17 protein-coding genes and 1 pseudogene are annotated in these 23,366 nt (G+C 70.5%); 12 read left to right on the forward strand and 6 right to left on the reverse strand.

Annotation, left to right across the window (positions count from 1 at the left end):
• Positions 1-118: 118 nt before the first annotated feature.
• The 8 genes from ACWPOC_RS20370 to ACWPOC_RS20405 all read left to right on the forward strand — a co-directional run bounded on the left by ACWPOC_RS20370 (position 119) and on the right by ACWPOC_RS20405 (position 9,854).
• Positions 119-1,105 (forward strand): DUF3152 domain-containing protein, encoded by a 987-nt coding sequence (locus tag ACWPOC_RS20370; RefSeq protein WP_455409241.1) that lies wholly within the window; start codon positions 119-121, stop codon positions 1,103-1,105.
• A gap of 77 nt (positions 1,106-1,182) precedes the next feature.
• Positions 1,183-2,415 (forward strand): adenylyltransferase/sulfurtransferase MoeZ, encoded by a 1,233-nt coding sequence (gene moeZ, locus ACWPOC_RS20375; RefSeq protein WP_455409236.1) that lies wholly within the window; start codon positions 1,183-1,185, stop codon positions 2,413-2,415.
• Between the two features lie 75 nt (positions 2,416-2,490).
• Positions 2,491-3,345, forward strand: coding sequence for a TIGR02569 family protein (locus tag ACWPOC_RS20380; RefSeq protein WP_026061392.1), 855 nt, complete (start codon positions 2,491-2,493; stop codon positions 3,343-3,345).
• A 122-nt stretch (positions 3,346-3,467) separates the two neighbouring features.
• Entirely contained in the window at positions 3,468-4,922 is a 1,455-nt protein-coding gene (locus tag ACWPOC_RS20385; protein ID WP_120279839.1) for a nitrate/nitrite transporter, read from the forward strand.
• Between the two features lie 30 nt (positions 4,923-4,952).
• Positions 4,953-7,469: a nitrite reductase large subunit NirB gene (gene nirB, locus ACWPOC_RS20390; protein ID WP_120279838.1), complete on the forward strand. Its 2,517-nt coding sequence runs from the start codon at positions 4,953-4,955 to the stop codon at positions 7,467-7,469.
• Positions 7,470-7,558: 89 nt separating this feature from the next.
• On the forward strand, positions 7,559-7,993 hold the full coding sequence (nirD, locus tag ACWPOC_RS20395; RefSeq protein ID WP_060651360.1) for a nitrite reductase small subunit NirD: 435 nt from the start codon (positions 7,559-7,561) through the stop codon (positions 7,991-7,993).
• Positions 7,990-9,129, forward strand: coding sequence for a uroporphyrinogen-III synthase (locus tag ACWPOC_RS20400; protein WP_120279837.1), 1,140 nt, complete (start codon positions 7,990-7,992; stop codon positions 9,127-9,129). The genes nirD and ACWPOC_RS20400 overlap by 4 nt, the downstream gene beginning before the upstream one ends.
• Positions 9,126-9,854, forward strand: coding sequence for a sirohydrochlorin chelatase (locus tag ACWPOC_RS20405; RefSeq protein WP_455409237.1), 729 nt, complete (start codon positions 9,126-9,128; stop codon positions 9,852-9,854). The genes ACWPOC_RS20400 and ACWPOC_RS20405 overlap by 4 nt, the downstream gene beginning before the upstream one ends.
• A 1-nt stretch (position 9,855) precedes the next feature.
• On the opposite strand, the gene ACWPOC_RS20410 is transcribed toward ACWPOC_RS20405, so the two are convergent.
• From ACWPOC_RS20410 to ACWPOC_RS20420, 3 genes are read right to left on the reverse strand one after another with little or no spacing between them, the layout of a single operon-like run.
• Positions 9,856-11,592, reverse strand: coding sequence for an NTP transferase domain-containing protein (locus ACWPOC_RS20410; RefSeq protein ID WP_120279835.1), 1,737 nt, complete (start codon positions 11,590-11,592; stop codon positions 9,856-9,858).
• Between the two features lie 14 nt (positions 11,593-11,606).
• On the reverse strand, positions 11,607-11,933 hold the full coding sequence (locus ACWPOC_RS20415) for an MGMT family protein (RefSeq protein ID WP_120279834.1): 327 nt from the start codon (positions 11,931-11,933) through the stop codon (positions 11,607-11,609).
• Positions 11,934-11,936: 3 nt separating this feature from the next.
• Positions 11,937-12,722 (reverse strand): alpha/beta fold hydrolase, encoded by a 786-nt coding sequence (locus ACWPOC_RS20420; protein ID WP_174247010.1) that lies wholly within the window; start codon positions 12,720-12,722, stop codon positions 11,937-11,939.
• A gap of 155 nt (positions 12,723-12,877) precedes the next feature.
• Here ACWPOC_RS20420 and ACWPOC_RS20425 point away from each other — a divergent pair, with 155 nt between their 5' ends.
• Complete coding sequence (locus ACWPOC_RS20425; RefSeq protein WP_455409242.1) at positions 12,878-16,204, forward strand: ATP-dependent helicase; 3,327 nt, start codon at positions 12,878-12,880, stop codon at positions 16,202-16,204.
• Entirely contained in the window at positions 16,201-19,557 is a 3,357-nt protein-coding gene (locus tag ACWPOC_RS20430; protein WP_455409238.1) for an ATP-dependent helicase, read from the forward strand. The genes ACWPOC_RS20425 and ACWPOC_RS20430 overlap by 4 nt, the downstream gene beginning before the upstream one ends.
• Before the next feature lie 7 nt (positions 19,558-19,564).
• Here ACWPOC_RS20430 and ACWPOC_RS20435 read toward each other — a convergent pair whose 3' ends face one another.
• Positions 19,565-20,629: an NAD-dependent epimerase/dehydratase family protein gene (locus ACWPOC_RS20435; protein ID WP_120279830.1), complete on the reverse strand. Its 1,065-nt coding sequence runs from the start codon at positions 20,627-20,629 to the stop codon at positions 19,565-19,567.
• Positions 20,630-20,678: 49 nt separating this feature from the next.
• Positions 20,679-21,068, reverse strand: a complete 390-nt coding sequence (locus tag ACWPOC_RS20440; RefSeq protein ID WP_120279829.1) for a DoxX family protein — start codon at positions 21,066-21,068, stop codon at positions 20,679-20,681.
• A gap of 121 nt (positions 21,069-21,189) precedes the next feature.
• On the opposite strand from ACWPOC_RS20440, the gene ACWPOC_RS20445 reads away from it, so the two are divergent.
• The gene (locus tag ACWPOC_RS20445) at positions 21,190-22,278 is read left to right on the forward strand and encodes a potassium channel family protein (protein WP_120279828.1); all 1,089 of its coding nucleotides are present in this window, start codon (positions 21,190-21,192) and stop codon (positions 22,276-22,278) included.
• Positions 22,279-22,287: 9 nt separating this feature from the next.
• The gene (gene nudC, locus ACWPOC_RS20450; protein WP_120279827.1) at positions 22,288-23,187 is read left to right on the forward strand and encodes an NAD(+) diphosphatase; all 900 of its coding nucleotides are present in this window, start codon (positions 22,288-22,290) and stop codon (positions 23,185-23,187) included.
• Between the two features lie 78 nt (positions 23,188-23,265).
• On the opposite strand, the pseudogene ACWPOC_RS20455 reads toward nudC, so the two are convergent.
• Positions 23,266-23,366, reverse strand: a pseudogene (locus ACWPOC_RS20455) (NrdH-redoxin); the annotation flags it as partial.

The raw sequence follows: 23,366 nt of genomic DNA on the forward strand, positions 1-23,366 counted from the left end.
GACGCTTCGGATATCGAAATGGTCTCGATATGACATCCTGACATCCGTGATCGAGCGTGGAGGAGTGCGCGAGAGCAGGGGGCCGCAGGGCTCCTCGCAGACAGATCCTTCCCCGACGTTGTCCGGTTCGTCCCGGTCGCGAGGAACGGAACGATCCGAGCCGGGTCGCCGGTCGCACCAGCCTCTACGTGCCGTGTGGGACCCGGTGGGACGGCCGGACCGGCCGCCTCGCCGACCGCGACCCGAACGCGACGTCCGCAAGCAGACCCGCGTGGGCAGATTCGTCGCCACCTACGGCTGGCGCGCCTATGCCGTCCCGATCCTCGCCGTCGTGACCCTGGTCGTGCTGTGGGACGCCGCGCGTGGGGGAGGAGCGGAGGAGCCCGCCGATCCGGTCGTCGCGAGCGAGGTCACCGAGATCATCGTCGAGGCCCCGCAGCCCGATGGGGTCTTCCCCGAGTCGCTCGAGTCCGGTGCCCTGCCGGAGGGCGGGCCGTTCACGGAAGTCGGTGCGCGGCAGTGGCGGGTCGTGCCCGGCACCACCGGGCAGGTCGGTGCGGGGCAGACCCGCGTGTTCACCTACACGGTGGAACTCGAGGAGGGCATCGACACCACCGGTTACGGCGGCGACGCGGCCTTCGCGACGATGGTGGACCGCACCCTCGCCGATCCGCGGAGCTGGATCGGCGACCAGGCGGTCGCCTTCCGCCGCATCGACACCGGCGAGCCGGACTTCCGGATCTCCCTCACCTCGCAGATGACCATCCGCGAAGGATGCGGCTACGACATCCCGCTCGAGGGATCGTGCTTCAACCCCTCGATGGAGCGGGTGTTCCTCAACGAAGCGCGGTGGGTGCGCGGGGCCGTCGCCTTCCAGGGCGACATCGGGTCGTATCGCCAGTACGTCGTCAACCACGAGGTCGGCCACGCCATCGGCCTGGCGCAACACGACGCCTGCACCACCGACGGCGGTCTCGCACCGATCATGATGCAGCAGACCTTCGGCACCGCCAACGACGACATCGCGCGCCTGGACCCGGACGGCGCGGTCCCCGCCGACGGGCTGCGCTGCCGGTTCAACCCCTGGCCGTACCCGCGGGCGTAGACGCCGAGCACGGTCGTCGCCGGGCCGGGCGGGGTCGACGGGCGGGGCGGGGTGGGGTTGCAGCACCGAATGGCACCATGGACGGTGACGCAGGACGCATCGCGACAGGAGAACCCGTGACCGCAACGACACCGTCGACGCGCCGATCCCTTCCGCCGCTGGTGGAACCCGGCCCGGAGCTCGGTCGCGAGGAGGTCGCCCGGTACAGCCGTCACCTGATCATCCCGAACGTCGGGGTCACCGGTCAGCGACGGTTGAAGAACGCGCGGGTGCTGTGCATCGGCGCCGGCGGACTCGGTTCGCCCGCGCTGCTGTATCTCGCGGCGGCGGGCGTCGGCACGATCGGCATCGTCGAGTTCGACGACGTGGAGACGTCGAACCTGCAGCGGCAGGTGATCCACGGCCGCTCCGACGTCGGACGGCCCAAGGGGGAGAGCGCCCGCGACAGCATCCTGGCGATCAACGACGGTGTCACCGTGCGTCTGCACGAGACGAGGCTGGAGTCGAGCAACGCCGTGCAGTTGTTCGAGCAGTACGACCTGATCCTCGACGGCACCGACAACTTCGCGACCCGCTATCTCGTCAACGACGCCGCTGTCCTCGCCGGCAGGCCGTACGTGTGGGGCTCGATCTTCCGGTTCGAAGGTCAGGTGTCGGTGTTCTGGGAGGACGCTCCCGACGGGCGCGGCCTGAACTACCGCGACCTCTACCCCGAGGCGCCGCCGCCGGGCATGGTTCCCTCGTGCGCCGAGGGCGGTGTGCTCGGTGTCCTGCCCGGCACGATCGGCACCGTCATGGCCACCGAGGCGATCAAGCTCATCACGGGGATCGGTGAGCCCTTGCTCGGCCGGCTCATGATCTACGACGCGCTCGCGATGTCGTTCCGCACGGTGACCCTGCGCCGCGATCCGGGACGGGTGCCGGTCACCGAACTCGTCGACTACGAGGCCTTCTGCGGGATCGTTCCCGACGCCGCTGCGTCGGCGCGATCGGCAGTCACCCCCACCGAACTGCGCCGCATGCTCGACGAGGGCCGCGACCTCGCGCTGATCGACGTGCGCGAACCCGTCGAGTGGGAGATCGTCCGTATCGACGGTGCACGGCTCGTGCCGAAGGACCGCATCCTCTCCGGCGAGGCCCTCGCCGACCTGCCGCAGAACACCCCGATCGTGCTGTACTGCAAGACCGGTATCCGCTCGGCCGAAGCGCTCGAAGTCCTTGCGCGAGCGGGTTTCTCGGATGCGACACATCTGCACGGTGGCGTGATCGCGTGGGCGCAGCAGGTCGACACCTCGCTGCCGGTCTACTGACGGTGACCTCGTTGTGACCTGAAACAGCGGAGTGCCTTCCCGATCCGGGCGGTCTGCGAAGGTAGGTTGAGCGTCGTGAGCTCACCCGAACCGCCTCAGCACGTGTGCTCCACATTCGGTCTCCGCGATGTCGAACCGGTCCCGCTCGGGCCCGACTGGGACGGAGGTTTCCGGTGTGGGGACGTCGTGCTGTCCCGAGTCGCCGATCATGCTCGCGCGGCCTGGTCCGCCAAAGTGCGGGAGACCCTGACCGTCGACGGCGTGCGGCTGGCCCGCCCGGTGCGGTCCACCGATGGTCGCTACGTGGTCTCCGGATGGCGCGCCGACACCTACATCGTCGGCACGTCCGAGCCCCGGCACGACGAAGTGGTCTCGCTGTCGCTACGGCTGCACACCGCCACCGCGCAGCTCGAACGTCCCCGTTTCCTCATGCAGCCACCCGTCGCACCCTGGGAGGACGTCGACGTCTTCGTCGCCGCCGACCGCGCGGCCTGGGAGACCGTACCCCTGCGCAGCGCCCGTGCGGCGGGTGCGCCCGAGACGGTGACCCCCGACGGCCGTAAGAGCCTCGACCTGATCAACCAGCTCGCGACCTTCCGCAAGCCCGTGCACCTGCCCGACCAGCTCGTCCACGGAGACCTGTTCGGCACCGTCCTTTTCGCCGGGCGCGCTGCACCCGGGCTGACCGACATCACCCCCTACTGGCGTCCGGCCTCGTGGGCGGCCGCCGTCGCCGTCGTCGACGCACTGTCGTGGGGCGGTGCCGACGAAGGACTCATCGGCCGCTGGGAGGACCTGCCGGAATGGCCGCAGATGCTGCTGCGCGCGGTCATCTTCCGGCTGGCCGTGCACGCGCTGCACCCGCGCTCGACCGAGGACGCCTTCCCCGGCCTGGCGCACACCGCCGACCTCGTGCGGTTCCTCCTGTAACACCTCACAGGGCGGCCGGGGTCGGGGTGAGCAACTCTTGACGCGACGGTCACCGCGGGCAGCACCGTAGCAACACCCGTTTCCTACCTTTGGGGTCAACACGGACCCGAGGAGGAACGGCGATGACGACCTTCATCGAAAATGAAAGTCTCAGAGACAAATTCGCACGCAGTCACAAGATCGAGCGGTGGGACGCCGAGGATGTGGAGGCGTGGGAGGCCGGCGGCAAGCAGGTCGCCAAGCGCAACCTGATCTGGTCGGTGATCGCCGAGCACGTCGGCTTCTCCGTCTGGTCGATCTGGTCGGTCATGGTGTTGTTCATGCCCACCGAGGTGTACGGCATCGACGCCGCCGGCAAGTTCTTCCTGGTCGCCGTCCCCACGCTCGTCGGCGCGATCCTCCGTATCCCCTATACCGTCGCCACCGCCCGCTTCGGTGGCCGCAACTGGACCATCTTCAGTGCCCTCGTACTGCTGATCCCCACCCTCGGGGCGCTGTACCTGATGCTGAACCCGGGCCACTCCTACACCACGTTCATGCTGGTCGCGGCACTGGCCGGTGTCGGCGGCGGCAACTTCGCCTCGTCGATGACCAACATCAATGCCTTCTACCCCCAGCGCCTGAAGGGCTGGGCCCTCGGACTCAACGCCGGCGGCGGGAACATCGGTGTCCCGGCGGTCCAGCTGATCGGCCTGCTCGTCATCGCCACCATCGGCAACACCGAGCCCTGGATCGTGTGTGCGGTCTACCTGGTCCTGTGCGCCGTCGCCGCGCTCGGCGCCGCCCTGTTCATGGACAACCTCAGTGATCAGAAGGCCGACCTGCGGGCCATGGGCGCCGCACTGAAATTCCGCGACTCGTGGATCATCTCCTTTCTCTACATCGGCACCTTCGGTTCGTTCATCGGCTTCAGCTTCGCCTTCGGTCAGGTCTTGCAGATCAACTTCCTCGCCGGCGGCGACACCCCCGCCGAGGCCGCGCTGCACGCCGCGCAGATCGCCTTCATCGGCCCGCTCCTCGGATCCATCTCCCGTCCGCTCGGCGGAAAGCTCGCCGACCGCATCGGCGGCGGGAAGATCACTCTCTACACCTTCGTCGCGATGGCCCTGGCCGCCGCGGTGCTCATCGTCGCCGGCAGCCTCGACGACCGCACCACCGGCGCCGCGACCGGCGGTGTACTGACCGCCATGGTGCTCGGCTTCATCGCCCTGTTCCTGCTCTCCGGGCTCGGCAACGGCTCGGTCTACAAGATGATCCCGTCCATCTTCGAGGCCCGTGCGCAGGACCTCGACGAACTGGATCGCGACGAGAAGGCCGCCTGGTCGCGGAGCATGTCCGGTGCCCTCATCGGCTTCGCCGGTGCCATCGGCGGACTCGGTGGTGTCGGCATCAACCTGGTCTTCCGCGCCTCCTACGGCGGCGAGGCGCAGTCCGCGACGATGGCCTTCTGGGTCTTCGCGATCTTCTACCTCGTGTGCATCGCGGTGACCTGGTTCGTCTTCCTCCGCCGCCCGAACACCACCCCCGCGAGCGAACCGTCCACCGAGGCTTCCGCCCCGGCCCGCGTCGCAGTCTGACCGATCCCCGGCACGAAGAAAGAGAACATCATGAGCCGCAAGAACGTCGTCGTCGTCGGACACGGAATGGTCGCCCACCGCTTCGTCGAAGCCCTGCGCGTCCGCGACGAGCAGAACAGCTGGTCGGTGACCGTGCTCGGCGAGGAGACCGACGCCGCCTACGATCGCGTGGGACTGTCGTCCTACGTCGGAGCCTGGGACCGCAAGGAACTCGCCCTCGCCGGGAACGACTACGCGGCAGACGATCTCGTCGACCTGCGTGTCGGCACCCGCGCGGTGGGAATCGACCGCGCGGCCCGCACCGTCACCACCGCCGGCGGCGACGTTCTGCCCTACGACAGCCTCGTCCTCGCGACCGGCTCGTACCCCTTCGTGCCGCCGGTGCCCGGCCACGATCTGCCCGGCTGCTTCGTCTACCGCACGCTCGACGATCTCGACGGCATCCGCGCCGCCGCCGAACGCACCAAGGCCGCCGGCCTCGCGGGCATCGTCATCGGTGGCGGCCTGCTCGGACTCGAGGCCGCCAACGCGCTGCGCCTGCTGGGAGTGACGCCGCACGTCATCGAGTACAACAACCGGCTCATGCCCGCTCAGGTCGACGAGGGCGGCGGCCGTGTCCTCGAGCGTCTCGTCACCGACCTCGGTCTCGTCACCCACACCGGGGTGGGCACCGAGAAGATCGAGTCCGGACCGGAGGCGCTGCAGGTGACCCTGTCCGACGGGACCGTCCTCGAGGCCGGACTCGTGATCTTCTCCGCCGGCGTCCGTCCCCAGGACGAGCTCGCCCGGGAGGCCGGACTCGAACTCGGCGGCCGCGGCGGTGTGCTCACCGACCGTACCTGCCGGAGCACCTCGGACGAGGCCGTCTACGCCATCGGCGAATGCGCCGCCGTCGAGGGCACCTGCTACGGACTCGTCGCCCCCGGTTACAGCACCGCCGAGGTCGTCGCCGACCGGCTCGTCGGCGGTACCGCCGAGTTCCCCGGCGCCGACCTGTCGACGAAGCTCAAGCTGCTCGGCGTGGACGTCGCGAGCTTCGGTGACGCCCACGCGACGACGCCCGGCGCCCTCGAGGTCGTGCTCTCCGACTCCGCGAAGGGCACCTACGCCAAGCTCGTCGTCTCCGACGACGCCAGGACCCTGCTCGGCGGCATCCTCGTCGGCGACGCCTCCGCCTACGGCAACCTGCGACCGCTCGTGGGCCGCGAACTGCCAGGGGATCCGGCCACGCTGATCTCCCCGGTGGGGGAGAAGCCGGGCGCCGGTGCGCTACCCGACGACGCCGAGGTGTGCTCGTGCAACGGTGTCACCAAGGGCGCGATCTGCGGCGCGATCTCCGAAGGTGCCTGCGACATCGCGCAGGTCAAGTCGTGCACGAGCGCCGGCACCACCTGCGGCGGTTGTCTCCCGAGCATCAAGCAGCTGCTCGCCCAGTCGGGTGTGCAGATGTCGAAGGCCCTGTGCGAGCACTTCGAGCAGTCGCGCGCCGAGCTGTTCGAGATCGTCCAGGCCACCGGCATCCGCACCTTCTCCGCGCTCATCGCCCAGTACGGCACCGGACACGGCTGCGACATCTGCAAGCCGGTGGTGGCCTCGATTCTCGCGTCCACCGACTCCGACCACATCCTGCACCCCAAGCAGGCCGGTCTGCAGGACACGAACGACCACTTCCTCGCCAACATCCAGAAGAACGGCACCTACTCGGTCGTGCCGCGCATGCCCGCTGGCGAGTGCACCCCCGAGCAGCTCATCGTGATCGGTGAGGTGGCACGCGATTTCGGTCTCTACGTGAAGATGACCGGCGGTCAACGCATCGACCTGTTCGGTGCCCGCGTCGAACAGCTCCCGCAGATCTGGAAGCGTCTCGTCGACGCCGGCATGGAATCCGGGCAGGCGTACGGCAAGTCGCTGCGCACCGTCAAGAGCTGTGTCGGTTCCACCTGGTGCCGCTACGGCGTGCAGGACTCGGTCGGGATGGCCGTCGCTCTCGAATTGCGTTACCGCGGACTGCGATCACCCCACAAGCTCAAGATGGGGGTGTCGGGATGCGCCCGTGAGTGCGCCGAGGCACGCGGCAAGGATGTCGGTGTCATCGCGACGGAGAACGGCTGGAACCTGTACGTGTGCGGCAACGGCGGCCAGTCGCCCAAGCACGCACAGCTCCTCGCCGGTGGTCTCGACGACGAGACCCTCGTCCGGTACATCGACCGGTTCCTGATGTTCTACATCCGCACCGCCGACCGGCTCCAGCGCACCGCTCCGTGGCTCGACGCACTCGAGGGTGGTCTCGAGCACCTCAAGGAGGTCGTGTGCGACGATGCCCTCGGTATCGCCGACGATCTCGAGGCTGCGATGGCCAAGCACGTCGACGGCTACAAGGACGAGTGGGCCGGCGTCCTCGAGGATCCGGAGAAGCTGGCGCGGTTCGTCTCGTTCGTCAACGCGCCCGAGCAGCCCGACCCCACCGTCCGCTTCGACGACAGCGGCCCCCGCAAGGTCCCCGTCCTCGTGGGTATGCCGGGCATCGGACCCGGAACCGGGGCGTGACGACCGCTTACCCCGAGGGAACGAGCGGGTAACGCGCCCGAAACACCGGGCACCCAAACTTCAGGACAGCAGTTTCAAGGAGGACAGCGATGACCGTCATCGAGACGCATACCGTAGGGGGATCGACGCGCGACAGCGTGTTCGACGGGCGGCTGGAATGGACCTCGGCCTGTCCGCTCAGCCATCTCATTCCGGGCCGCGGCGTGGCCGTGCTGCTGCGCGGCGGCGAGCAGGTGGCCCTGTTCCTGCTCGACGACGGAACCCTGCGCGCAGTGGGCAACTTCGATCCGTTCGGCCGCGCCGCGGTGATGTCCCGCGGCATCGTGGGCGACCGGGGCGGAGAGCCCACCGTGGCCTCGCCGCTGCTCAAGCAGGTCTTCTCCCTCGACGACGGCCGGTGCCTCGACGATCCGTCGGTGCGTCTGCCCGTCTATGAGGTGCGTGTGTGGGCGGGAGTCGTCCAGATCCACAGCCTCGTCCCGCGCGACCGGCGGCACGAGGATGCGACCGGAGAGGGTTCGTGAGCGACGACAACGTGCCGCTGCGGGGATTCACCATCGGCGTGACGGCAGCTCGGCGTGCCGACGAGTTCGCCACGCTCCTCACCAGGCGTGGGGCCGAGGTCGTGCACGCCCCTGCCATCCGCATCATCCCGCTGTCCGACGACGACGAACTCGAGCGTGTCACCCGCTGCATCGTCGCGCAGCCCCCGGACATCACGATCGCCACCACAGCGATCGGGTTCCGTGGGTGGATGGGCGCAGCGGAAGGCTGGGGACTCGCCGACGACCTCGCACAGGCACTCGGCGCGAGCCGGATCCTCGCCCGTGGCCCGAAGGTCACAGGCGCGATCCGGGCCGCCGAACTCCGCGAGGAGTGGTCCCCTTCCTCGGAATCGTCCGCCGAGGTGCTCGAACTCCTGCTGAACGAGGGTGTCGCCGGCCGCCGCATCGCGGTGCAGCTGCACGGTGAGCGCACCGAATGGGAACCCGGGACCGACGTGTGCGAGGCGCTGCGCGCTGCGGGCGCCGACGTCGTGCCCGTCCCGGTCTACCGGTGGACGCCCCCCGAGGATCTCACCGCGCTCGACCGGATGATCGAGCAGATCGTCGAACGCGGACTCGACGCCGTGAGCTTCACCAGCGCACCGGCCGTCGCGTCGATGCTCATGCGGGCCAAGGAGACCGGCTGGCTCGAGCCGATGCTGCGGTCGCTGCGCACCGGCGTCACCGCCGTGTGCGTCGGTCCCGTCACCGCGGCACCGCTCACCGAACTCGACGTGCCCGTCAGCATGCCCCACCGATCCCGGTTGGGTTCGCTCGCCCGGCACATCGCCGAGGAACTTCCCCGGCGGGCCGTGCGCATCGAGGCCGGCGGTCACGTGCTCAGCCCGCGAGGGCGCTGCGTGATCGTCGACGGCACCGTGCGGTGCCTTCCCCCTGCCGGGATGGCCCTGATGCGCACGCTCGTCGCGCGCGCCGGTCTCGTCGTCTCCCGCGAGGAACTCCTCGCTGCCCTGCCCGGTGGGGGTGGCGACACCCACGCCGTCGAAACCGCGGTCGCCCGGGTGCGCTCGGCTCTCGGCGCACCGGCGATCGTGCAGACCGTCGTCAAGCGTGGCTACCGCCTCGCCGTCGACCCGGAAGGAATGCATCCATGACCGGTACACACACCGACCCGGCATTGCTGCTCGTCGCGCACGGCACCCGCAATCCGCGCGGTGTCGACATGATCGCGGCGCTCGCCGATGCCGTCTCCTCCCGCATCGGCCCCACCCGTGTCGCCTTCGTCGACGTCCTCGGCCCGTCGCCCTCGGAGGTCCTGCGCGACACCGACCGTCCGACCGTGCTCGTCCCCGCCTTCCTCGCCTCCGGCTATCACGTGCACACCGACGTTCCGCGCGAGGTCGCGGCCGGTGGGAACGACGCGGTGACGATCACCCCCGCGCTCGGTCCCGACCCTGCTCTCGCCCGTGTTCTCGTCGAGCGGTTGCGGCAGGCAGGCTGGGTCGAGGGCGACGACGTCGTGCTTGCGGCAGCCGGCTCCTCCGACCCTCGCGCCCGCCGCGACGTCCACGTGACGGCCCGCATGGTTTCGTCGCTCGTGCGGACCCCGGTGCGGGTCGGGTGGATCGCCACCGGCGAACCGCGGGTCGCGACAGTCGTGGACGAGGTCCGTGCCGGCGGCGCGCGTCGGGTGTTCGTCGCGTCCTATCTTCTCGCCGACGGCCTTTTCCACCGTCGCCTGTCGGAGGTCGGCGCCGACGGCGTCGCCGCGCCGATCGGTGTCGCCGAACCCGTCGTCGACCTCGTGGCCCGGCGCTACCGCTCCGCAGTCGACGCGTTGCGCCTCGCTCCTGTGGGAGCGGCTCGCCACTGCGACTGAATCAGCGGGGGAGCGGCAACAATTCGACGCGATCGCCGTCCACCGCTCCCGGCGGCACCACGGCGATCGCGCTGCGTCCGATGAGACCGGCGAGATGCGCCGTGCGAATCGTGTTGTCGCACAACCATCGTCCCTGCCCGTCCTGACGGGCGGGCAGCAACCGCGTGATGTCGCCGACGACCTCCGAGGCATTCGCCAGTGGAGCGGTCACAGGAGTCGCCGGGGTACGGAGGGTGCGGCCGTCGGCGATCGCAGGCAGCATCACCAGCAGCGTCGCCACCGCCGCCACCGGATTCCCGGGCAGTCCCAGCACTGCACGGCCGTCCGGCAGCGTCGCCGCGACCTGCGATCCGCCGGGCTTGCACCGGACGCGTTCGACGACCACCTGCGCGCGGGCCCGCGCCAGCGCACCGCGCAACTGGTCGGCGGCGCCACCACCCGTCGCGCCGACGATGACGATCGCATCGGCGTCGGTGCCCGTGAACAACGCGTCGAATCCGTCCGCGGTGTCACGGAGATGTCCTTCGCCGACCACCGTAGCGCCGCACCAGCGGACGAAGTCGGGAAGTATCGGACCCAGCGAGTCGCGCGTCTGCCCCTCGCGGAGAGGACCGGTGCGACGGATCTCGTCGCCGGTAAGCGCGATGTGCACACGCAGCGGACCGCGCACCCGAAGCTCGGTGACCTCACCGCTGGCGGCTGCGGAGACGACCGCCGGGCTCACGGCGGTGCCGGCCTCGGCAAGGACCGTCCCCGACTCCCAGTCCTCCCCGCGGCGACGCGCGTCGTCGCGCACGGGTGCATCGGGCAGACGGGTGACGAAACCGCCCTCCACACGGACGAACTCGTCGCGCACGACAGCGGTCGCGCCGGCCGGCAGGTGGGCGCCCGTCGCGATCCGGGCGGCCTCTCCGTCGCCGAGCGTGAGCGAGCCCCCGTCACCGGCGTAGCGGATCTCGTTGCGCAGCAACCACGGTCCGTCGCCCGCCACCGCGTAACCGTCCATGGCCGAGGTCCGGACGCGAGGCAGCGCCTCCGCCGCGACGAGCGGTGCCGCCAACGTGGCGCCTTGCGCCTCCTCGACCGGAACGGTGCGGGAAGGCAACGGTGACAATGCTTCTCGTAGGATTCTCCGCGCGTGGTCGGGGTCGGGGGCCACACGGGCGGTCGCGGATCCGGCGCGCGCCGCCTCCAGATCGGCGGGGGTGTCGCAGTCGGTCGCTTCGGAGACCGGGACGGTGACGTACCGCTCGGGCAACAACGCTTTCATGGGCCGGTTCGCGACGTCTCCACCGAGTGAGTCCAGACGCGCGGCCAGCGCCGGTGTCCGCCACGCGGCGAGCAGGAACTGCACCCGTCCGGTGTCGTCCACCGCGAAGGCGGCCTCGGCCGCCACATCCTCGTTCAGGGACTCCAACAGGGCCGCGACGGTCTTCGGGGTGACGAACGGAAGGTCGGCGGCGAGAGTGACCACGAGATCGGCGACCGGATCCGCCGCTGCCAGTGCCGCGACCGGACCCGCGCCGGGCGGTGTCTCCTGGATCTGCAGCACGTGGGGGTCGAGATCGTCGCGGTGCGGACCCACCACCGTCACCCGCGCGCACCCCTCGACCGCGTCGAGGGCGGTGTCCAGCATCGTGCGGCCGCCGACGGTCAGAGCGGGCTTGTCGACGCCTCCCATGCGGGTCGCGCGGCCTCCCGCGACGATCACGGCTTCGACGTGGGTGAGCGTGCTCATGTCTTCATGCTGCCTCATCCGCTCCGCTCGTGATCGCCTGAGTCCGGCGGGAACCGGTGCCGTGCCCGGGTGAGATCGATCCGGTCGCCGGAGATCGGGACACCTTCGAGTTCGAGGCGTGCGAGTTGCCGGCGTGCGAGGTGCGCGGCCGGTCGCCCGGAGGCGGGGACCACGCGGTGCCACGGCAGGTCCGCGGAATCGGTCCGCATGATCCAGCCGACGGTGCGTGCACTCGACAGGCCCGCGGCGCCGGCGATGTCGCCGTAGGTCACGACTCGGCCCGCGGGCACGGAGGCCACGAGTTCGCGGACCCGCTCGATCTGCTCGTCCGTGGTGACCACCGGCTACACCATCCGGGCCACGAGTTCGGCGGTCTCGGCGGGACGCGCCTGGTCGATCATGTGGTCGCAGTCGAATTCGAGCAGGGTCAGGTCGTCGCCGAGTCGTTCCGCGAGGTCGCGACGGAAATTCGCCGTGGTGTACGGGGGCTGTACCTTCCCGGCCCGTACGAAGATCGTCGGGATACCGGCCGGCGGCAGGACGGGTCCGCGGGCCAGTTCGCCCCACGAGGTCACCAGCGCCGGTACGCAGATCCGCCAGTTGACGCGCCCCGAGTCGAGTTCGACGAGGTGCTCGGCGATCTCCTCGTCGAGCAGTTCGGGTGCCACCTCGCCCCAGTCGCCGTGGACCTTCTCGGCCCGGGCCTCGGCCTCGTCCGTGTAGTCGGGATTGTGGAGGGTGAGGTCGGCGATCTCGAGCATCCGGTCGGCCGGGAGACCGATCGCCGGATCGAGGAGCACCAGCGCCCGCACCCGGTCGGGCACCGCGGCGGCGAGATGCAGCGCGAGGGCACCCCCGAAGGAATGGCCCACCACGGTGACGGGACCGGTGGTGTGCGCGTCCAGCACCGCCGTCAGATCGGCGACGTGCGCCTCGAACGACCACGGGGGAGTCCACGGCGACCGGCCGTGTCCCCGCAGGTCCGGAGCGACGAACCGCAGGTGGGGCAGGTGCCGTTCGGCGAGGTTCCGCCAGCGTCGACCGTGACCGGTGAGTCCGTGCAGGGCGAGGACCTCCGGCCCGTCGTCCGGCCCGAACAGATGGGTGTGCAGAAGCTCCGTGGCACTCACGCCGACCACTATCCCAGTCGGGACCACGCGGTGTGCTCCCGGACGCTGTCGTACCCGTCTGGTGGGATGGGGTCATGCTCGACGTCGATACCGGCACCCCCCACCTGCACCCACCACGGGCGCAGGTCACCGACCTGCCTGCCACCGTCTCGCGCATGTCCGAACCGCAGATCCCCGATCGCGTCCGTCGCCCGGCCGCGCGCCTGGTACGCAGGTCCGCCGAGGCGCCGGTGGCCCGCGAGTGGCCCGACGACGTGCGCGTGCTGTTCGACGACGCCCCGCCTTCCCTCCGCTGGCGGCCGTGGCAGGTCCTCGGCGGTCCCGGCACGGGCAAGACGTCCCTGCTGGTCGATCTCGCGGTCCACCGCATCGCACGCGGCGCCGATCCCGAGTCGGTGCTGATCCTCACGCATTCGCGGCGGGCCGCCACCGCCGTGCGCGAGGCGATCACGGCCGGTCTGATCGCGCTCGGCGACGGCGCCGTGCCCCGCGCGACGCGCGAGCCGCTCGTCCGTACCGTCCACTCCTACGCCTTCGCGGTGCTGCGGTTGCAGGCCTCGGCGCACGGTAATCCGCCGCCGCGCCTGATCACCGGCGCCGAACAGGACGCCGTGCTGCGCGAACTGCTGCGCGGCGACATCGACGACGGCGCCGGGATGTGGCCCGAGCGGTTGCGTCCGGCACTGGGCATGACGGGCTTCGCCGTCGAACTGCGCGACCTGATGCTGCGCGCGAACGAGCGCGGTCTCGGTCCGGAGGATCTGGTGGCACTCGGGGAGCGCCGCAATCGACCGGAGTGGGTCGCGGCCGGGCGTTTCGCGGAGCGCTACGAGCAGGTGATGCTGCTGCGAGGTGCCGTCGGTCTCGAAGCTCCGGAGGCCACCGCTCCGGCACTCGACGCGGCCGAACTGGTCGGTGCGGCGCTCGCGGCGTTCGCGACCGATCCCGATCTGCTGGCCGCCGAGCGCGGCCGGATCCGCCACCTGCTCGTCGACGACGCCCAGCATCTCGATCCGCAGGCCGCCGACCTGGTCCGCGTGATCGGTACCGGCACTCGCACGAGCACGATCGCCGGCGACCCCGATCAGGCCGTCTTCGGTTTCCGCGGCGCCGACACTTCCTTCCTGGAGAGCCTCGGCGAGGCCGACGGATCGCGCCGGGTCGTATTGGGTGTCAATCATCGTGCCGCTCCCGAGGTGGCGTCGCTCGCCGACGGGATCGCTCGCAGACTGCCGGGCCTGCCGCCGCACCGCGGTATGGCCGGGCACAGCGTCGAGGAAAACGATCCCGGGCGGGTCCGCGTGGCGGTGTGCTCGTCGCAGGCCAAGGAGGCGGCACTGGTCGCCGACACCCTGCGCCGGTCCCACCTCGTCGACGGTGTGCCGTGGTCGCGCATGGCGATCGTGGTCCGGTCCGTGCCGCGGGTGCTCGCTCCGCTGCGCCGCGCGCTGCTCGCGGCGGGCGTCCCGATGACGACCGCCGCCTCCGAACTCCCGCTGGCCCGTCAGCACAGCGTCGCGGGACTGCTGCTCGTGCTGCGCGCGGTGTCCGACAGCGGCTTCGGCGGCGACGAAGCGCTCGCCCTGCTGTCCGGGCCCATCGGCGGTGCCGAACCGGTCGCGCTGCGCAGAGTGCGGCGTGGCCTGCGACGGGTCGAACTCGCGTCGGGCAACGACCGCGACTCCGCCGAACTGCTGCGCATCCTGCTCACCGAGGGTGACGACACCACCGAGAACGCGCACCTGATCCGTGGACTGACCGACGTCGAGGCCGCCCCGCTGAAGAAGGTGCTCGGTGTGCTGCGCAAGGCCCGCTCGGCGGCGCTGCGCGGGGGCGGTCTCGAGGATGTGCTGTGGGAGGCATGGCAGGCCACCGGACTCGAACGGCGATGGGCCGCCGCGTCGGCCTGGGGTGGGCCGATCGGTGCGCAGGCCGACCGCGATCTCGATGGCGTCGTGGCCCTGTTCGACGCCGCAGCCGACTACGTCGACCGTCTGCCCCGCGCACACATCGCCGGGTTCGTCGACTACCTCACCGAGCAGGAGATCCCCGCCACGGCCCGCACTCGCGTCGCCGCCGAATCCGAAGCGGTCACGGTCGTCAGCGCGCACTCCGCCGCCGGTCGCGAATGGGACGTCGTGGTGGTCGCCGGTGTCCAGGAGGGCCTGTGGCCGAGCCTGCGAGCACGCGGCACCCTGCTCGGCATCGAAGCTCTGATCGATGCCGTCTCCGGCGCCGACGGCGGTGACGAGGCCGGTGCGCGGCTCTCGCGCACCGCACCGCTGCTCGCCGAGGAGCGGCGCCTGTTCCTCGTGGCGTGCAGTCGCGCCCGCACCCACCTCCTGGTGACGGCCGTCGACTCGGTGAGCGGCGACAGCGAACTGGTCCGTTCCCGTTTCGTCGACGAACTGCGCGGTGTCGACACCGACGAGCTCGATGCGTCCGACGATCTCCTCGCCGAACCCGTGCCCGACGAGGTGCGCACCCGCGTGCTGGCCCTGCCCGCGCTCGTCGCCGAACTGCGCAGCGTGGTGTGCGATCCGGAGATCGCCGAGACCGAACCCGAACGACAGCAGCGCGCCGCTCAGCAACTCGCGCGGCTCGCGCGGGCCGGGGTCCGCGGCGCCCACCCCGACGACTGGTACGGCACGGCCGATCCCAGCACGGCCGACCCGCTGTGGGATCCCGACGACGACGCGGTGCGGTTGTCGCCGTCCACGGTCGAGCAGCTCACGACCTGCCCGCTGCGGTGGATGTTCGAGCGGCACGGCGGTTCCGACGGCGAGAACAGCCACGCCGTCACCGGCACGCTCGTCCATACCCTCGTCCAGGCGCTCGCCGGACGGATCCCGCCCGACCGCATCGATCAGGCCCTCGAGAAGGCATGGGACTCGGTCGATCTGGGCGCCGAATGGTATGCCCGCCGCGAGCTCGAACGCACCCGTCGCATGCTCGACACCTTCTCGACGTGGCTGCAGGGCACGCGCGGAGAGCTCACCGAGATCGGCGTCGAGATCAAGGTCGACGGCATCCTCGAACCCGATTCCGACGACAAGCCCCGCGTGCGGCTCCGCGGTCGCATCGATCGGCTCGAACGCGACGCCGAGGGCCGCCCGGTCGTCATCGACGTCAAGACCGCGAAGAACCCGGTGTCGAAGGACGCCGCGCGCGATCATGCCCAGCTCGCCGCCTACCAGGTCGCCGCGGCGGCCGGCGCGATCGAGGGTGAACCGGCCTCGGAGCCCGGTGGCGCGCGCCTGGTCTTCGTGGCCAAACCCCACAACAAGGAAGGCGCGACGCAGCGCGTGCAGCCGCCCCTCGACGAGGACGGTCTCGCCCAGTGGCGGGAGATCATCCACGACGCAGCGGCCGCGACCCGCGGCCCCCGTTTCGTCGCGAGGGTCAACGACGGGTGCCGGCACTGCCCGGTGCTGTCGAGCTGCCCGGCACACGACGAAGGCAGGCAGGTGACAGGGGAATGAGTGCTCCACGGGTGAGCGCGAAGCGCCTCGCGGAGGCACTGGGACAGTTGCCGCCGACGACCGAGCAGGCCGCCGTCATCGAGGCCCCGCCCGGCCCGATGCTGGTCGTCGCCGGAGCCGGTGCCGGCAAGACCGAGACCATGGCTGCGCGGGTGGTGTGGCTCGTCGCCAACGGTCTCGTCGAACCAGAGCAGGTGCTGGGCCTGACCTTCACGCGTAAGGCCGCGCAGCAGCTCACGGCCCGTATCCGGGCGCGCCTGGCCAAGCTCGCCGGATCGGCGCTCCTGCGCGACCTCGACCCGAGCGGTGGGTTGCGCGCGCGGATCCTCGGCAGCGAACCCGAAGTGAGCACGTACCACGCGTACGCCGGTCGCCTGCTCACCGAGCACGGTCTGTTGCTGCCCATCGAACCGTCGGCGACCCTGCTGTCCGAGACCGAGCTGTGGCAGGTCGCGCACCGCGTGGTCAGCTCGTGGGACGGCGAACTCGACACCGACCGCAATCCTGCATCGGTGACCGAGGCCGTGCTCGCCCTGTCCGGCCAGCTCGCCGAGCACCTCGTCGAGCCGGATCTGCTGCGCGACGCCCACGTCGAACTCGAACAGCTCGTGCACACCCTCCCGCCCGGTCCGGGGCAGCGCGGAGCACCGTCGAAGACGCTGCTCGGCTACCTCGAGACCCAGCACGCGCGGTTGCAGTTGCTTCCGCTCGTCGAACGGCTGTCCGAGACACTGCGCCGCGAAGGCGCCCTCGACTTCGGCAGCCAGATGTCGCTCGCCGCGCGGGTCGCCCGCGATCACCGCGAGGTGGGAGCCGGTGAGCGGGAACGATTCCGGGCTGTGCTGCTCGACGAGTACCAGGACACCGGGCACGCCCAGCGCGTGTTGCTCGCTGCCCTGTTCGGCGGTGGCGCCGATCCCGGTCTCGCGGTCACCGCGGTCGGCGATCCCATGCAGTCCATCTACGGCTGGCGCGGTGCGTCGGCCGCCAACCTGCCGCGGTTCGCGACCGACTTCCCGGCGGCCGACGGCGAGCCGGCACCCACCCGCGAACTGCTCACCAGCTGGCGCAATCCGCCGCAGGCCCTCGAACTGGCGAACGTCTCGTCCGAGCCCCTGCGCGATCGCGGGGTGTCGGTCAGCCGGTTGCGTCCCCGCCCCGACGCGACCGCCGGCGACGTCCGCCTTGCACTGCACTCCGACGTCGCGGTCGAACGCGACTGGGTCGCCGACCGGATCGCCGCCGAGTACGCCGCCGCCCGCGAGGCCGGACGCACACCGCCGACCGCTGCGGTCCTCGTCCGGCGCAACGCCGACGCCGCGCCGATCGCCGAAGCGCTGCGCGCCCGCGACCTTCCGGTCGAGGTCGTGGGCATCGGTGGGTTGCTGCACACGCCGGAGGTCGCCGACGTGCTCGCGATGCTGCGTCTCGCGGCGGATCCGCTGGCCGGAAGCGCGGCCGTGCGGGTGCTCACCGGTGCCCGCTGGCAGCTCGGTGCCGCCGACCTGAAGGCGTTGTGGGAACGCGCCCAGGAACTGGCCATCGCGGGACGCTGGGGTGTCGCCGGCGCGGTGACCGATCCCGATGCGCTCGAGGACGCCCTCGATTCGGCGCTGCCCGGTGAGTACGCCGATCAGGCCGGTCTCGCGGACGCGATCTCCGATCCCGGCGACAGCAGCCGCTATTCCGAGTTCGGCTACGCGCGCATCGTCGCGCTGGGCCGCGAGCTGACCTCCCTGCGTGAGCGGCTCGGTCAGCCGCTCACCGAACTCGTCGCCGAGGTCGAGCGTGTGCTCGGTATCGGCATCGAGACCGAGGCCCGCGTGGGCAGCAGGCGCGGTGTCGCCGGCCGCGAGCATCTCGACGCCTTCGCCTCCGTCGTCGCGTCCTACGCGGGACGCACCAACGCGACGCTTCCCGGTCTGCTGTCCTACCTCGCGGCGGCGGAGGAGATCGAGCAGGGACTCGCACCCGGTGAGGTGGAGGTCGACCCCGACCGCGTGCAGGTCCTCACCGTCCACTCGGCGAAGGGCCTCGAATGGGAGGTCGTCGCAGTGCCGCACGTGGCCGCCGGGGTCTTCCCGTCGTCCACGGCCGCCGCGAACTGGCTCGGTTCGACGACCGAACTGCCTCCGCATCTGCGGGGCGACCGGGTGCTGCCCGACGACGATCCGGGCAGCACCGACGGTGTGCCCGTGCTCGACCTCGACGACGTCTCCGATCGCAAGATGCTCGAGCGGGCCATCGACGCCCACAAGGACGCGCTCAAGCGCCGCAAGCTCGACGAGGACCGCCGGTTGTTCTACGTCGCTCTCACCCGCACCGAGCGGGCACTGTTCGTCTCCGCCCACCACTGGGCCGACACCGGATCCGAACCGAAGGGGCCCTCGCCGTTCCTCCGGGAACTGCACGAGATCGTCACGGCCCGGCCCGGACTCGGTGCGGTCGACCACTGGGCTCCGGAACCCGAACCGGAGGAGGAGAATCCGCTCACGGCCTCACCCCGCAGCGCACTGTGGCCGCGCGACCCGCTCGGTGCCCGGCGCACCGAGGTCGAACGCGGCGCGGCACTGGTTCTTGCCGAGTTCGACCGGACCGACCTCCCGACCGAGTACGACGACGATCCCGACGAGTGGGCCACCGACGTCGATGCGCTCCTGGCCGAACGCGAACAGCGCGCCGAGCAGAGCGCCGAGGTGGTGCTGCCCGCACAGCTGTCCGTCAGTCAGCTCGTCGATCTCGCCACCGATCCCGACGCCCTCGCTGCCCGTCTGCGTCGTCCGTTGCCGTTCCGGCCCAATCCGCTCGCGCGTCGCGGCACCGCCTTCCATGCGTGGCTCGAGCGCAGATTCGGCGCGACACGTCTGCTCGACCTCGACGAGCTTCCCGGTGCCGACGACGAGGACGGCGACGATTCGCACTTCGACCGGCTCCAGGAGGCGTTCCTGCGGTCGAAGTGGGCGTCGCGCAACCCCGTCGAGGTCGAGGTGCCGTTCGAAACGGCACTGGGCGGCACCGTGATCCGTGGACGCATCGACGCCGTCTTCGAGGATCCGGACGGGGGCTGGACGGTCATCGACTGGAAGACCGGCGCCGAACCGGAAGGCGAGAAGCTCGCCGCGGTGGGTGTGCAGCTCGCCGCCTACCGTCTCGCCTGGGCGCAGTTGATGGCGGCGCGGACCGAGCGGCTCACCGGCCGGCCGGCCGAACTACCGCTACACAAGGTTCGAGCGGCTTTCCACTACGTCCGCACCGGACGCACCGTCGCACCCGAGGAACTGCCGAATGCGGCGATGCTCGAACGCCTCGTGCTCGAGGCGGGGAATCTGCGAGGGCGTGCCGACGGCGAGTGACACCGACTCAGGGGCGCTGCCCGATACCGGTGGCCACTTCGTGTGCCCGGCGCCCGGCGGTGTCGGGTGCCAGGGGAGCGGTGGGCATCCCGGCTCCCTCCCGCAGTCCCGACAGGAATTCCTCGAGGATCTCGGGCGGCGAATACTGCGGTTCCCAGCCCAGTTCTGTGCGGGCGCGCGTGCTGTCGAGCAGCGGAAGTTGCAGAACGGTGTCGAGCAGGCCGGGGGAGGCAGGAACGAGATGCGCGTGCCACGCCGCCCTCACGGCCTCGCGGAGTGCTGCACGCGGTACGGGGATCTTCCTGGCGGAGAACATCTCTGCCAGGAACGCGCCGTCCACGGGTGGTTCCGTGGCGAGGTTGAACGCGCCGCGGACGGGCCGGACGGTCGCACGGACGAAGGCGTCGGCCACGTCGCTCGTGTGCAGTACCTGGGCACGCAGATCCTCGACCAACGGCATCACGGGGAGCAGTCCGCTGCGCAGCAGGTTTCCCGGGAGCAGGGGGCCGACGAACAGGCGTCGCTGCGAGGTCGCCGATTCGCGCTTGAAGATGAAGTAGGGCCGCATCCGCACGATGCGCATCTCCGGCGCCCGTAATTCGAGGGTGTCGAGAAAACGTTCCAGATACGACTTCTCGCGGGGATAGGCGGCACCCGGCCACCCGTGTGTGGGCCAGTCCTCGGTGACGCGATCCGTCGAGCTTCCGGGCGAATAGGCCGCGACCGACGACGAGTAGATCAGGGCGGGAACCTTCTCCGCGGCAGCCGCCTCGAAGACAGAGATCGCGCCGAGCACATTGTTCTTCCAGGTCACCTCAGGACGGTGAGTTGGCTGGAACAGCCAGGACAGGTGGATCACCGCGTCGGCGCCCCGCACGATCGGGCGGAAGTCGTCGGTGGTGGTGTCGGCGACCGTGAAGGTCGCCTTGGGGGACGTCCACTCCGTCGGTCGTCGCGCGACGCCGACGATCTCGGCGACGTCGGGTTCGCGTCCGAGCGCCTCGACGATCCCGGTTCCCAGATTGCCGGTCGCGCCGACGACGACCACCTTCAGACCACGTCCGGTGTCCATACCGACGCATACCCGCTCGCTGTGACCTCAATCACCGCGTGTGGGTAGCTCAGCGGGAGGATGTGCGGCGGACCTTCAGTGCCTCGGTGACGAGCGGGATCTGCAGCGGGAGCCGGGCGAGCGACACCGCCTTGGCGGCGGGGGAGAGTTTCGGGCTGCGCAGCCACGTCACGGCCATCTGCACGTTGGCGGGGAAGACCGCCAGGAACAGCGCCGCGGCCAGGGAACCGCCGAGGCGCCGGGTGCGGGGCACGGCGAGCGCGCCGGCGACGGCGATCTCCGCGACCCCCGAGGCGTAGGTGTAGGTGCGGGCATCACCCGGCAGGGCGCGCGGCACGATGCCGTCGAAGGGTTCCGGTCGCACGAAGTGCAGGATTCCGACGCCGAGAAGAAGACCTGACAGCCGGATCGCAGAGCGCTGTGCCGCTTTCGTGGACATGCGTGCCACACTAACGCGCGGCGGTACGCTGCGATCCGGTATCGGGCGCAGTCCGTTCGGTACCGCGACGACCGAGGGTGGCCGCCAGTGGAGGCCGACAGCAGGAAGGTGGGACACCGCGATGCCCGGGAGGTTGCGTGCGCGGTTCAGCCGCTCCGATCAGCTCACCGAGCGCCCCGACTTCGCGCTCGTCGGTGTGCTGCGCGTCCCCCAGGAACAGACGAGTCCCGGACTCGCGATCGCGCGTCGCATCGGCTACGCGTTCGCTGCGCTGTTCCTCGCGGTCGTCGTGGTCTACCTCGATCGCGATGGATACCGCGACGCCCAGGGCGACGAACTGTCGCTGCTGGACTGCGTCTACTACGCCACGGTCTCGCTCTCGACCACCGGCTACGGCGACATCACCCCGTTCACACCCGAAGCGCGCCTGATCAACATCCTGCTGATCACCCCGCTCCGGGTGTTCTTCCTCATCGTGCTCGTCGGTACCACTCTGTCGGCACTGACCGAGAGTTCCCGGCAAGCATTCAAGATCCAGCGTTGGAGGCGCCGCGTGCGTAATCACACCGTCGTCATCGGTTACGGCACCAAGGGCCGTACCGCAGTCGACGCGATGCTCGGCGACGGGGTACCCCCGTCCGAGATCGTCGTGGTCGACACCGATCCGGTGGTTCTCGAGTCCGCGGCCGGCCAGGGCCTCGTGACGGTTCAGGGTTCGGCGACGAAGTCCGATGTGCTCAGGCTCGCCGGGGTGCAGCACGCGTCGGCGGTGATCGTCGCCGCGAACCGCGACGACACCGCGGTGCTCGTGACCCTCAGCGCCCGCGAGATCGCCCCGCGCGCGAAGATCGTCGCTGCCATCCGCGAGTCGGAGAACACCCACCTGCTGCGTCAGTCCGGTGCCGACTCGGTGGTCATCTCGTCGGAGACGGCGGGGCGCCTGCTCGGCATCGCCACGACCACTCCGAACGTCGTCGAGATGATCGAGGACCTGCTCACACCGGAAGCCGGATTCGCCATCACCGAACGCGACGTCGAGCCCGGCGAGGTCGGGGGATCTCCCCGGCATCTGAAGGACATCGTCCTCGCCGTCGTCCGCGACGGGCGGATGTGGCGGATCGGTTCGCCCGAGGTCGACGCACTCGAGGCGAGCGACAAACTGCTCTACATCCGGCTGGTGGGTTCGCCGCCGGGCGCCATGCGTGGCTAGGGTGCTGATGTGACCGGTTTCGCTCTGTCGGGTACCCCGCTGCTCTCACGTACCGTCGTCGACCGGGCGGAGGAGCTGCGTTCGGACGAGGACGCCCTGCGCGCCGGCTGGGCCGACGCGAAACTCCTGCGGGTCGATCGACGCAACCAGGTCCGCGTCTCCGACAGCGCGCTCGTGCTCGGTGAGGCGTCGGAACTCGGTCCCGAACCGGTCGAGGGCGCGATCTTCCTGGGTGTCCGCGACGGACATCACGTCTGGGCGACCCGCGTCCTGGCGCAGACGGGCACGGTGGCCGATCTGCGACGCGTCGGCGAGCGTCTCGACGATGCCGACGCCGACCTGATGGTCAGCGCGGTCGCATTGCTGAACTGGCACGACAACGCCGGCTACAGCGCGGTCGACGGCTCGCCCACCCGCCCGACGATGTCCGGCTGGTCGCGGATCAGCACCGAGACCGGGCACGAGGAGTTCCCGCGCACCGACCCGGCGATCATCTGTCTCGTGCACGACGGACACGATCGGGTCCTGCTCGCCCGGCAGCCGGTGTGGCCCGAGCGGCGCTTCTCCGTTCTCGCGGGCTTCGTCGAAGCCGGTGAGTCGCTCGAATCGTGCGTGGTGCGGGAGATCCGCGAGGAAGTCGGTGTCGAGGTGCGCGACGTGCGGTATCTCGGCAGTCAGCCCTGGCCGTTCCCCCGGTCGCTCATGCTGGGATTCGCGGCGATTGCCGATCCCGAGCAGGCGCTGGACTTCCGCGACGGGGAGATCACCGAGGCGCGGTGGTTCACCCGCGAGGAGGTCCGTGCGGCGCTGGCGACGGGCGACTGGGCCTCCGCCGAGGACGCCCCGCTGCTGCTGCCCGGCTCGATCTCCATCGCGCGCGGGATGCTCGAGGGCTGGGCCAAGGACTAGAAGGCCCGAAATCGAGGGTCCGGGCACGAGAGAGGCCGGCCGCGGCGGACGCGACCGGCCTTTCCGAACGAGCAGGAACTACAGACCCAGAGCGCGCTGGACCTCGGCGAGCGACGGGTTGGTGGCGGTGCTGCCGTCGGCGAACTTGACGGTGGGCACCACGTGGTTGCCGTTGTTGA

It is taken from the genome of Rhodococcus sp. 5G237 (assembly GCF_053764735.1).